Genomic DNA, 12,361 nt, shown 5'->3' on the forward strand with positions numbered 1-12,361 from the left:
CTATTGTCCGGGCCTTATGCGTTCATCAATGACGAAGTTCGAGACTATTGCCAGTTCCGCGATTACACACTGAAGGTTCCCGCTAGTGCCCGCGCCAAATTCGATCAACTCAACGCCCATCTCTATCCTCATCTGATTCTGCCCGGCCAGGTAGTGATCATGACTGATGGCCCCGCCCATCTGTGCACACCGGAAGAGAATGAGTTAATGGCGTTGGCTCGCAATGTCCGGATGTCGATGGTGGGGCTGGACCCCAGAAGCAGTCGGGTCATGGTCCAGAACTATGATGTGCTGCAAAGCATCATGAGCTATGGCTCGATTGAAATAGGTAGCACCACGGGCGCATGGAGTGCGCATCTGCGTGAGCTGGAAAGTCTGCTCAAAGAGGTCGAGGCGTTGATGAAGCGCTGGCGATCAAATGCTCTCACCAACGACCAGTTCTTTGCCCAGAGGAAAGTCCTGTTTTCCAGGATCGAAACCCGTTTGCAGAACATTGGCCGCTTGGGTTCCGGGTTCGACAACCGGGGCAAGATCAAGAACATCCTCGGCATTTCCACCAAAAGCTACCTGCATACGGGGGAGCTTAGAGGGTATGCGCACAATGTCAGGCGGATTTCCACGACGGCCAAGGTGCTGAGTAGAGGGACGTACGTGGGGGTTGCTTTGGATGTCGGCGTGGGTGCTTTGGAAATTCAGGAGGCATGCTCGGTGGGCAGGGAGGATGTTTGTACCGAGGCCAAGTATGTGGAAAGCGGGAGGGCTGCTGGCGGCATCATAGGCTCCTGGGCGGGCGGCGGCATTGGCGCTTCGGTTTCAGGGAGTATTTGCGCAGCCCTCGGTCTTCCTTCTGGAGGGACGGTAACGATTGGTTGTGCAGTCGTGTTTGGCGTCGCTGGTGCTATCGGGGGCGCAGAAGCAGGCAGCCCGATCGGTGCAGTAACGGGAAAACATCTTTTTTCGTGGTTCGAACAATGAAGCTGGAAGTGATTGATGTGGTGTATCTGGCCTTTGCTGCGGTGTTTGTAGTCGCCGGTGTTTTTATGGCCTATGCCATGTTCGGCAAGCTCGAAAAAATGGAGAGCTACCTAGGCAGAAGTAGAATCATTGACGACGTAAATCGCCGCGTCTTGGGTACAGGATTATTGGGTCGACAGATTCGTCTAGGGATGATTACCGGGTGTTTGATCCATCCACGGCTTTACGTGAATCGCGGACTGCTTGAACCCGCTGATCTGGCGGAGTTTCCCAAGGGATTGAAGATACTGGCTGTGCTGCCATTACTTTGTATCGCAGGCTCGGTGGCAGCGATGTGGATTTTGATAGCCTTCGGGCCTGATCTTTGAAAGCGCTGATGCGTGGTTCAAGAAGTCGCATCGAGACGATACCTTCCGAATTTATAGCAGTCCGGCTTGCCGGCGGCGGCGATCTCAAGGTCGCTACCGACGGTAAGCCGCGCTGCTACAGGGTGAAGTCAGTCTGTTTCGATTCGGACTAAACCACGTCCACCGGCGTATGCCGCTTCGCCAACATGATGTCTTCGCGCAGAGTGTGGACCTGATTGCGTCCGGCCTTTTTCGCCAGGTACAGGGCCTCGTCGGCTTGCGAGGCCATCATCAACGCATCGTCACCTTCGTCCAGCTCGACCACGCCAGCGCTAAAGGTGCAGAACAGGTCCACAGGTTGCGCGGGGTAATGAATTTCCGCGAACCGGCGGCGAATTTCGTCGAGCACGCTATAGGCGGATTTAAGGTCGGTATCGGGCATGACCACCGCGAATTCCTCGCCCCCGTAGCGCCCGATGTAGTCGGTCTTGCGCAGACGCTGCTTGAGGAACAACGCCAGGCTCTTGATCACCCGGTCGCCCATGGGGTGGCCGTGGCCGTCGTTGACCTTCTTGAAGTGGTCGATGTCCAGCATCACGAAGCTCAACGGCTTGTTTTCCCGGCGCGCGCGGAAGCTGCAATCCTCCAGCAACTGCAGGATGTGCGTGTGGTTGTACAAGCCCGTCAGGCTGTCGCGCACCATTCGTGCCTTGAGATTACGTGCACGAGCGGCGCGGTTGCGCACAGTGGTGATCAGATGGCGCGGCTTGATCGGCTTGGTGAGGAAGTCGTCGCCGCCCTCGCTCATGGCATCGAGCTGTTTATCCAGATCGTCTTCGGCCGACAGATAAATGATCGGCACGCTGACGTAACGGTCGTTGTGGCGGATCACCTTCGCAAGCTCAGTACCGGTACAGCCGGGCATGTACATGTCGAGAATGATCAGGTCCGGCTGAAAGTCAGCCAGTTCGGACATGGTCTTGATCGGATCGAACAGCGTGCGCGTCACGATGCCCGCGTTATTGAGCAGCCGCTCGGTGTGCGTGGCCTGGGCGCGTGAGTCGTCGATGATCAGCACTTTATAAGGCTCGTACTGAGCGACCCGGGTCAGGATCTCGACCTTCTCCAGCAGGCTCGACGCTTCCAGTGTTCCGGTTAAAAATTCCTCGCCACCGGCACGCACCGCCGCCAGCCGCGTCGGCGTGTCGGTTTCGTGATGGCTGAAAAACAGCAGGGGCAGTTTCTGCTCAAGGCCTTCCTGCATCTTGGCGGCGAGCTTCAGGCCTTCGCCAGTGCCGCCAAAGTCCACATCCATGACCACAGCAGCGGGCAGACGCTCGGCCAGCGTGGCGTGAAAAGCCTGGGTACTTTCCAGTGATTGCGCGCTCAGGCCGAAGAACTCCAGCTGCTTGGCCAGTCGCTCCCCACGGTCGTGATCTTGCAACATCACGTAAATGGGTTTGCGCAGGGGTGGCAAGGAGGTGTGCTCCAACCGATCGCCATGACGCAAACCGGTGCGCGAAAGGCGTTGCATCAAGCGGTTCAGATCGGTGATCAGCGAACTGCTCAGACGGCCGCGATTGGCCTCCACTTCCATCAGGGACTGACTGATGCCACGAGCCAACTGAGCGTGCTCGGCCTGTTCGAAACGCTCGGCGAAACGCAGCAGACGCTGGTTGGATTCGCTGAGTTCTTCCAGGTCCGCGGCCGACCATTCGCTTTGTTGCAGGCGCTGCCATACCTCCAGGATCTGACGTGCCTGATGGATGACGCGTTGGGCGAAATGGTGCTTGAGGCGGTCTCGGCTCGGATCTTCTGCTTCGGTCATGTCCTGACTACTTCTAGGGGAAACCCTGATAAAAATGCTGGCGCTATGCTAGCACTACTTTTCGCGCGCAAGTGTGTCGCAAGTCATTTTGTTGTCATTTTTCCAGGTACTTTGCGTCAAGTTTCTGCCTTATCTAGCCGAATGCGTGCCAAGTCTTGCGGTGAAAATAATTGTGCGTTCGATCCGGGGTGCTCAGGGATTACCCTAGATGGGCTGTCGTTTTCCCTGATAGCCCGTTCATTCGCGATTGTTTTTCTGGGCAGCCACAAATGTCGCGTCTGAAAAGAGGGTTCAGGAATGAATTCGTTCCCTTGAGTGCCGATCTCCTGTCGCATCAGCGATGACGCGCGCGGACCCGCCGATTACGCATTTGAGCCATCCTTCGCGTTCCTGCCAAACGCACCTTGTTGTAAGGTTGCGGTCAGAAGCACTGAATTCCGTGATTGAAAAGGACAAGGCCATGCTGGATTGGAAGAAGCGCTCGGATACCGCGGGCGGGGGTGAGCGTGTTGATCAGAGACCGGTAGGCAAGGCGCCACGCGGGTATTGGAGCGGCCTGTTCTTTAGCCGTGCAGTAGGCGCGGTGGTCGGTATCTATCTGGTGGTCACCGTGGTGCTTGGCATCTGGTGGAGCAGTGAACCCGCTTTGTTTCCGGTCCAACAACAGGCTCAGGCCGCCGCCGAGCGCGAAGGCAAGCAGATGGTGATCGGCTATACCACCGTCGAAACCCTCAAGACCGTGGCCTCGACCTTGCTTGATAAGCCCGGCGGTTATATTTCCAACGACCGCTTCCCCCCTGGCCTGTGGCTGGATAACACACCGAGCTGGGAATACGGAGTGCTGGTTCAGGTGCGTGATCTGAGCCGCGCCTTGCGCAAGGATTTCGCCCGTTCACAATCGCAATCGGCCGAAGACGGCGATCTGGCCCGTGCCGAGCCGCTGTTCAACTTCGATAATCGGAGCTGGGTGCTCCCTTCCAGCGAATCCCAATACCGCGAAGGTATCGCTGCGCTGAGCCGTTATCAGGCGCGCCTGTCCGATCCTAATCAGAAAGGCGCGCTGTTCTACACCCGCGCCGACAACCTGAACAATTGGCTGGGTGATGTCGGCACGCGTCTGGGCTCGCTGTCCCAGCGCCTGTCGGCCAGCGTCGGCCGGGTCAAGCTCAACAGCACACTGAAAACCGAAGCGCAGTCCACGGTGACCGTCAAGCCTGGTGAAGTGCCGCAGGTCGATGAAGAAATCGTCGAAACTCCATGGATGCAGATCGACAATGTGTTCTACGAAGCGCGTGGTCAGGCGTGGGCGCTGTCCCATCTGCTGCGTGCCATCGAGGTCGACTTCGCCGATGTGCTGGCCAAGAAGAATGCCACGGTGAGTGTGCGCCAGATCATTCGCGAGCTTGAAGCTTCCCAGGAGCCGATGTGGAGCCCGGTGATTCTCAACGGCAGCCCGTTCGGTGTGTTCGCCAATCATTCCCTGGTTATGGCGAACTACCTGTCGCGCGCCAACGCAGCGGTTATCGATCTGCGCCAGTTGCTGTCTCAGGGTTGATCGGTGTCGGTCTCTGAAAGTGAAGTCGCGCACCGCGCGGCTTCGGATGCCGAACTCATTGCCTGGGTCGACCGTCAGGATCAATTGCTCGGTTCGCTGCCCCGCGGTGAATTGCGCGAGCGCGGTTTGATTGGTCGCGGCACCTATATATTGTTGTTCAATTCCGCGGGCGAGTTGTGTGTGCATCGCCGAACCCTGAGCAAGGCGATCTATCCCGGCTTCTGGGACGTCGCTGCTGGCGGCATGGTCCAGGCCGATGAGAGCTACGTCGAATCCGCCGCGCGCGAGCTGGAAGAAGAGCTGGGCGTTTCGGGTGTCGAACTGACCGCTCATGAGCAGTTTTTCTTCGATCAGCCCGGTAATCGACTCTGGTGTGCAGTGTTTTCCGCAGTCTGGGACGGGCCGCTGAAACTGCAGCCTGAAGAGGTGCTTGAAGCGCGTTTTATCGGCATCGAACAGGTGCTGCGCGAAACCGCCGAAAAGCCTTATTGCCCGGACTCTCTGGCGGCGTTGAAGCGCTATTTGGGCGACGTCGCAAATGTTCCGTAAATTGGCGCATATTTGCACTTAGCATCTGCGCTTTTTGCCGTTACACTGCGCGGCCTTTTCAAGGCCGGACCATCATTAGGGTCCGGTTGCGCTGCCCCTGCCTGAGTGGGGCTTCGCGGTCGGTTCTGCCGAGTGGTTTCCAACCGTTCTGCCCGACCAGACTTTGGTCCTCAAGAAGAGGATTGCCGGTGGCCAAAAAAGCCGCATCCTTCGCTGCCCTCGGTGGCCTGGTATTTTCGACCGATACGGGACGGCATTGTCCTGAATGTCGTCAGCCCGTCGATGCCTGTGTCTGCAAGAAATCCGTTATCCCCGAAGGTGATGGCATTGCCCGTGTGCGACGCGAAAGCAAGGGCCGCGGCGGCAAGACAGTGACTACCATTACCGGCGTGCCTTTGCCTGAAGATGCACTCAAAGAACTGACGACTACGCTCAAACGTCGTTGCGGAACCGGTGGTGCGCTCAAGGACGGCGTGATCGAGATTCAAGGCGATCACGTCGAGACGCTGCTGGCGGAACTGGCCAAACAGGGCTTCAAGACGAAAAAATCGGGCGGTTGAGCCGTCCTTTCATACCTTCTCTGGTTTCGTAGTCGGTCGGGTGCCTGTTTTCAAAACAAACTCTGGTTCGCGTCATGGGTCTACTGAGCCATGCGAGCTGGCGCCAAACCGTCATTTCCACTCTATACACTGCGCCCAGCCGGTCAGGCCGGGGCTTTATGACTTCTATATATAGGGGACTTCGATGTCCGTACGACGCACACGCAAAGACGATGGCAGCCAATGGACCGTGGCGGACAGCCGCAGTGTCTATGGGATTCGTCATTGGGGGGCTGGTTATTTTGCAATCAACGAAGCCGGCCGCGTTGAAGTTCGCCCCAACGGGCCAGGCAGCTCGCCCATCGACCTCTACGAGCAGGTAGATCAGCTACGCAAGAGCGGCTTGTCCCTGCCTTTGCTGGTGCGTTTCCCGGACATCCTGCAGGACCGCGTGCGTCAGTTGACCGGTGCGTTCGACGAAAACATCGCGCGTCTGGAATACCAGAGCAAATACACCGCGCTGTACCCGATCAAGGTCAACCAGCAGGAAGCGGTGGTTGAGAACATCATCGCCACGCAGAACGTGTCCATCGGCCTGGAAGCCGGCTCCAAGCCCGAGCTGATGGCCGTGCTGGCATTGGCTCCGAAAGGCGGCACTATCGTCTGCAACGGTTACAAGGATCGCGAATTCATTCGCTTGGCCTTGATGGGCCAGAAGCTGGGCCACAACGTTTTCATCGTTATCGAGAAAGAATCCGAAGTCGCGTTGGTGATCGAAGAGGCCGCTGAGCTGAAGGTCGCGCCACAGGTCGGCCTGCGTGTGCGTCTGTCGTCGCTGGCATCGAGCAAGTGGGCCGATACCGGTGGCGAGAAGTCCAAATTCGGTCTATCTGCCGCGCAGTTGCTATCGGTGGTCGAGCGCTTTACCAAAGCCGGTCTGGATCAGGGCATTCGTCTGCTGCACTTCCATATGGGCTCGCAGATCGCCAACCTGGCGGACTATCAGCACGGTTTCAAGGAAGCGATTCGTTACTATGGCGAATTGCGCAATCTGGGCCTGCCGGTGGATCACATCGACGTGGGTGGCGGTCTGGGCGTCGACTACGACGGTACTCATTCTCGTAACGCCAGCTCCATCAACTACGACATGGACGATTACGCCGGTGTCGTGGTTGGCATGCTCAAGGAATTCTGTGACGCGCAAGGTCTGCCGCATCCGCACATCTTCTCGGAAAGCGGCCGTTCGCTGACCGCGCACCACGCGATGCTGGTGATTCAGGTCACCGATGTCGAGCGCCACAACGACGAAGTGCCGGTCATCGAAGACAAGGAAAGCCTGCCGGAAACGCTGCAATGGATGGTCGACCTGCTTGGTCCGACCGACATCGAGATGGTCACCGAGACCTACTGGCGTGCCACTCACTACATGAGTGACATCGCTGCTCAATATTCGGATGGCAAGATCACCCTCGCGCAGAAAGCCCTGGGCGAGCAGTGCTACTTCGCGGTCTGCCGTCGCCTGCACAACTCTCTGAAAGCGCGTCAGCGTTCTCACCGCCAGGTGCTGGACGAGCTCAACGACAAGCTCGCCGACAAGTACATCTGCAACTTCTCGGTGTTCCAAAGCCTGCCGGACACCTGGGCGATCGATCAGGTGCTGCCGATCATCCCGCTGCATCGTCTGGATGAAGAGCCGCTGCGCCGCGCCGTGCTGCAAGACCTGACCTGTGATTCCGACGGCAAGATCAACCAATACGTCGACGAACAGAGCATCGAAACCAGCCTGCCGGTCCACGCCCTGAACGAAGGCGAGGATTATCTGCTGGGTGTGTTCCTGGTCGGCGCGTATCAGGAAATCCTGGGCGACATGCACAACCTGTTCGGCGATACCGACTCGGTGAACATCTACCAGAACCAGGACGGCAGCGCATATTCGGCGGGAATTGAAACCCACGACACCATCGAGGACATGCTGCGTTACGTGCACCTGTCGCCGGAAGAACTGATGACGCACTATCGGGATAAGGTCGCCAGCGCCCGAATCAGCCCGCGTGAACGTACCCAGTATTTGGATGCGCTGCGTCTGGGGCTGACGCGGTCGTCTTATCTGTCGTCTTGATTCAAGTGCCGGCCCGTCCGGCATGACACAAAACCTGTAGAAGCTGGCTTGCTGGCGAACGTGTTGGGTCAATCAGCATCAAATTGCCTGAACCACCGCCTTCGCCAGCAAGCCGGCTCCTGCAAGGCCGAGGACATTTGTCTTATCGGATGCTCTCGCCGCTCTCCTACAGATTTACCGAAGGCTTCCAGCCCTTTGTGTAGGTCAATTCCTGTTCTGCATTTACCCCCTCTACTTCGCGCATCTTCTGTTACAGAATCCCCGGCCCGCCTGAAACTGCCCTGCCGAGGAACTCCGCGCCATGCACCCGTTCGACAACGCCCTGCACCTGCGTCTGGACATCAGCCGCCCCAAACGATCATTCGAGGTGTTGACCTGTGAGGGGCGCGAAGCGGCTGATCGCCCGTACACCTTCCAGCTCGAGATCCTGAGTCCAGCCGGGTCGCTGGATGCTCACGAGTTGCTATTCAGCGCCGGTTATCTGCACGTGAAGGGTTCGAATTCAGGTATCCACGGCCATATCCAGAGCATCGTGCGCAGTACCACCGAGCCTGCCACGAGCAACCTGTCGCAGAGCACGCCGATGCGCTATCTGATCACCCTCGGACCGCGGCTCGGTCTGATGGCGTACCGACACAACCAACGAATCTTTCAGGGGATGTGTGCCGAACAGATCATCACTCAGGTGCTTGGCGAACACGGCATCGACGATGGCGCCTTCTTCTGGCACCGCAAGCAGCCTTGTATCGAGCGCGACTACTGCGCCCAGTATTGCGAGAGCGATCTACAACTGGTGCAGCGTTTGTGCAAGGAGGAGGACATGCACTATTACTTCCTGCACACGCGCACCCGGCACGTTGTGGTTTTCACCGACGAATTGCCAAACGACGTGGACATCGAGCAAGCCGAGGAAGCGGTGTCAGAGCCCGTGTCCAGACTGAAAGCGTCGATACCACCCCTGGCGCCCAGGATGTGCATGCAGCGGGCCTGTGTGGTCGGCGGTCTGTTCGAGCCTGCCAGGCTGGACGACAGAGGCCGGATCAAAGTGCGTTTCGAATGGAGCAATCAGGGTGACGGCGCGCGCTTCAATGACTGCTGGATCCCCATCGATCCTGCCCTGAGCCAACGTGAACAGTCATGGTGGGGGGGAATGGAGGTGGTGGTGAACTTCCGTGACGGCAACCCCAGCTCGCCCTACATCAGTGATCGATTGTGGGATCCGGACATCAACCCCCGCGCACTGCCTGATCCTGCTTGTCTTTCTCGTCGGGTGCTCACTACGCGAATCGACAAGAAGCTGTTCCTGGACGAGTCGCAGCAGTTCTCGATCGACGATCAAATGATTGTTCGCATGGCCGAGCACAATGAAATGCATTTCCGCGTCGGGGCCAGTCTGGTGACCATCGACTCGAAAAGCATTTCTCTCAGCGGCTTGAGGATCATGCTTTCCTCCATCGCCGAGGCCGAAAGTGATGGCGCTGAGAGAAACGTCCTGAATTCGGGTGGTGGTCCACAGTCGTAAAACCAGGTGGATTTGCACTGTACGGCTCGCCGGTGAATGCGCTGTTGAGGTCATTACCGCCGCCGAGCCGTACAGCCACAGACACATGCTTACCGACCGTTTTCTCACATACCCAAGCGAGCGATCATGATCAGGATTGCACTTCGAATACTTGTCGCAGGTGGACTGCTGGGGCTGTTGATGGGCTGCTCGCCGCTGAAGGTGCTTAATGCCTTCACGCCGGGCGGCACATTCAACAAGAACGCGGACTTGAGCTACGGCAGCGATCCGCGCAACCGCCTGGACGTCTACACCCCGATCGATGCGCCAGCGGATGCCCCGGTGGTGGTGTTCTTTTATGGTGGCAGCTGGAACAGCGGCTCGCGCAGTGATTACAGTTTCGTCGGCGAGGCGCTGGCGTCCCGTGGCATTGTTGCGGTACTGGCGGACTACCGGCTTTATCCACAGGTGCATTACCAGGGCTTTCTCGAAGACAGCGCACAAGCAGTGAGCTGGACCCGCGATCATATCGGTCAATACGGTGGCGATCCGAGTCGGCTTTATGTGATGGGGCACAGCGCCGGTGGCTGCAACGCGGCGATGCTGGCGCTTGACCCCAAATGGCTTGCGGCGGTGAGCATGAAACCTTCGATGCTCAGCGGCTGGATTGGTCTGGCCGGGCCTTATGACTTTCTGCCGATCGAAAACCCGGAAGTGAAGCCGGTGTTCTTCTTCCCGGATTCACCACCTGATTCTCAACCCATCAACCATGTCGACGCGGCATCGCCGCCTGCATTGTTGATCGCTGCCAGAGACGACACGGTGGTCAATCCCGAACGTAATACCGGTGGGATGGCCAGGCGCCTCAGAGCGTTGGGTGTGCCGGTGCGCGAGTTGTATTTCTCAAAGCCAGGGCACGCAACACTGGTAGCGGCATTCTCCCGCCCAATGCGCGGGCTGGCGCCGGTGCTGGATGAGGTGGTGGATTTCATTCATGCGCAGGATCAGGCGCGGTTGACTGCAAAGGATTGATGTGAAACCTGTAGGAGCCGGCTTGCTGGCGAACAGGGTGTCAGGCGCCTCATCTGCGACTGCCCCCCTGTTCGCCAGCAAGCCGGCTCCTACAATGGATCTCGGGTGTTGCAGCTTTGATGATTTGGCAAAAAACTGTGGGCGCATGCTCCGAATTGCGGCACCTCTCACCACTATTGAAACCACCCACCACCGCGATTCAACCGCCTGGCGATATACCCCAGTGTCAGCGCCCGCAACGCCATGAACAGCAGAAACGCCACCCACAGCCCATGGTTGCCAAACCCGTTGGCCAACCAGGCAAGAGGCGCGGTGATGAGCGCAGTCACCACCATCGCATTGCGCATTTCGCGAGCGCGGGTGGCGCCGATGAACAGGCCGTCCAGTAAATAACTCCAGACTGCCACCAAGGGCAGCACGGCCAGGTAAGGCAGGTAGACGAAGGCGATGTCGCGAACTTCGGCAATGTCGGTCTGCAGCTCGACGAACAAATGCCCGGCAAGCAGGAAGAAAACCGCAAACGCCACGCTGCAGATCAACGACCAACCTGTGGCGACATTCAACGAGCGACGCAGCGCCTCACGATCTCGCGCACCAATTGCGTGTCCACACAGCGCTTCTACTGCGTGCGCCAATCCGTCCAGTGCGTTGGCGGTCAGCAGCAGGCCGTTGAGCAGCAGCGCGTTGGCCGCCACGGTGGCATCGCCCAGCCGCGCACCTTGCACCGTGATCAGAAAGAACACTGATTGCAGTACTAGACTGCGAATGAAGATATCGCGGTTGACCGCCAGCAGCGGCCTCCAGCTGTGCCAGCGTTTGAGGGCGACCAGCGCCAGTTGCCCAGGATAATCGAGCAGGCCTTTGCGGGTCAGGAACAGGCCCAGCAGAGCACCGGTCCATTCGGCGATGACTGACGCGCGAGCGCTGCCGACTACGCCCCAATCAAGCCCGAGCACGAACCACAGATTGAGCGCTACGTTGATCAGGTTGGTTGTCAGCAGAATGGCCAGCGGCGCTCGTGCGTTCTGCAGGCCCAGAAACCATCCCACCAGCGCGTAGCTCGCCAACGCCGCGGGCAGGCCAAGCAGACGGGTGTGGAAAAAGTCACGGGTCAGGTCATTGAGGTCGGGGGAGGGCTGCATCATTTGCAGGGCCAGATGCTGGAACGGCAAACCGATCAGCCCGAGCAACATCGCAAAACCCAATGCCAGCAACAGCCCCTGCAACAGCACCTGACGCAGCGCTGCACCATCGTTACGCCCCGCCGCCTGAGCTGCGAAACCAGTGGTGCCCATGCGCAGAAAGCTCATCGCCCAGGCCAGAAAACTGTACAGCGTGCCGCCCACTGCCACCGCACCGAGTTGATGGGCATGAGGTAGATGGCCTATCACCGAACTGTCTACCAGCGAAACCAGCGGCACTGAGATATTCGACAGAATCATCGGCGCTGCCAGCGCCCACACCTGTCGATGAGTGACGCGCTGGCGCCAGTCAGTGAAGAAGTTGGACATGTAGACTCCTGGGCAAGGGGCGGCATTGTAGCGATATGCCGACCACAGCGCAGTCAAACTGTAGGAGCCGGCATTGCTGGCGAATGCGGTGGTTCAGCGACGAAGACGGCGACTGACCCACCGAGTTCGCTGCCGTCGTAACCGCCGACGTCGCCTGCAGGGTTTTGCGGCGTACCTAGAGGCTGTGACGAGTATCAACTGTGTAGGAGCCGGCTTGCTGGCGAATGCGGCGGTTCAGCGACGAAGATGGCGCCCGACCCACCGAGTTCGCTGCCGTCGTAACCTCCGACGTCGCTTGCAGGGTTTTGCGCCGTATCGAGAGGCTGTGACGAGTATCAACTGTGTAGGAGCCGGCTTGCTGGCGAATGCGGCGGTTCAGCGACGAAGACGGCGACTGACCCACCG

The 12,361-nt window shown here is 58.6% G+C and carries 11 protein-coding genes; 8 read left to right on the top strand and 3 right to left on the bottom strand.

The annotated features are described in order from the left end of the window. Window positions 1-3: 3 nt before the first annotated feature. Complete coding sequence (locus ACRER8_RS07035) at window positions 4-975, top strand: hypothetical protein (RefSeq protein WP_431745624.1); 972 nt, start codon at window positions 4-6, stop codon at window positions 973-975. Continuing rightward, entirely contained in the window at window positions 972-1,343 is a 372-nt protein-coding gene (locus ACRER8_RS07040; RefSeq protein WP_431745625.1) for a hypothetical protein, read from the top strand. The genes ACRER8_RS07035 and ACRER8_RS07040 overlap by 4 nt, the downstream gene beginning before the upstream one ends. A gap of 148 nt (window positions 1,344-1,491) precedes the next feature. On the opposite strand, the gene ACRER8_RS07045 is transcribed toward ACRER8_RS07040, so the two are convergent. After that, a complete protein-coding gene (locus ACRER8_RS07045) occupies window positions 1,492-3,150 on the bottom strand; it encodes a diguanylate cyclase (protein ID WP_431745626.1) in 1,659 nt (552 codons plus the stop codon). 460 nt (window positions 3,151-3,610) lie between these two features. Here ACRER8_RS07045 and ACRER8_RS07050 point away from each other — a divergent pair, with 460 nt between their 5' ends. The 6 genes from ACRER8_RS07050 to ACRER8_RS07075 all read left to right on the top strand — a co-directional run bounded on the left by ACRER8_RS07050 (window position 3,611) and on the right by ACRER8_RS07075 (window position 10,445). After that, window positions 3,611-4,705 (top strand): DUF2333 family protein, encoded by a 1,095-nt coding sequence (locus ACRER8_RS07050; RefSeq protein WP_431745627.1) that lies wholly within the window; start codon window positions 3,611-3,613, stop codon window positions 4,703-4,705. 3 nt (window positions 4,706-4,708) lie between these two features. Further along, entirely contained in the window at window positions 4,709-5,254 is a 546-nt protein-coding gene (locus ACRER8_RS07055) for an NUDIX hydrolase (protein ID WP_431745628.1), read from the top strand. A 188-nt stretch (window positions 5,255-5,442) separates the two neighbouring features. After that, the gene (locus tag ACRER8_RS07060; RefSeq protein ID WP_431745629.1) at window positions 5,443-5,814 is read left to right on the top strand and encodes a translation initiation factor Sui1; all 372 of its coding nucleotides are present in this window, start codon (window positions 5,443-5,445) and stop codon (window positions 5,812-5,814) included. Window positions 5,815-5,998: 184 nt separating this feature from the next. After that, window positions 5,999-7,912 (top strand): arginine decarboxylase, encoded by a 1,914-nt coding sequence (gene speA, locus ACRER8_RS07065; RefSeq protein WP_431745630.1) that lies wholly within the window; start codon window positions 5,999-6,001, stop codon window positions 7,910-7,912. A gap of 301 nt (window positions 7,913-8,213) precedes the next feature. After that, window positions 8,214-9,434 carry a contractile injection system protein, VgrG/Pvc8 family gene (locus ACRER8_RS07070; RefSeq protein WP_431745631.1) on the top strand — a complete coding sequence of 407 codons (1,221 nt, stop codon included), beginning with the start codon at window positions 8,214-8,216 and terminating at the stop codon, window positions 9,432-9,434. Between the two features lie 126 nt (window positions 9,435-9,560). Further along, complete coding sequence (locus tag ACRER8_RS07075; RefSeq protein WP_431745632.1) at window positions 9,561-10,445, top strand: alpha/beta hydrolase; 885 nt, start codon at window positions 9,561-9,563, stop codon at window positions 10,443-10,445. Window positions 10,446-10,618: 173 nt separating this feature from the next. On the opposite strand, the gene ACRER8_RS07080 is transcribed toward ACRER8_RS07075, so the two are convergent. Next, window positions 10,619-11,956, bottom strand: a complete 1,338-nt coding sequence (locus tag ACRER8_RS07080) for an MATE family efflux transporter (RefSeq protein ID WP_431745633.1) — start codon at window positions 11,954-11,956, stop codon at window positions 10,619-10,621. A gap of 175 nt (window positions 11,957-12,131) precedes the next feature. Continuing rightward, a partial coding sequence (locus ACRER8_RS07085) for a hypothetical protein (protein WP_431745634.1) occupies window positions 12,132-12,361 on the bottom strand: 230 nt, incomplete at its 5' end.

The organism is Pseudomonas sp., from assembly GCF_050739935.1.
GTDB lineage: Bacteria > Pseudomonadota > Gammaproteobacteria > Pseudomonadales > Pseudomonadaceae > Aquipseudomonas.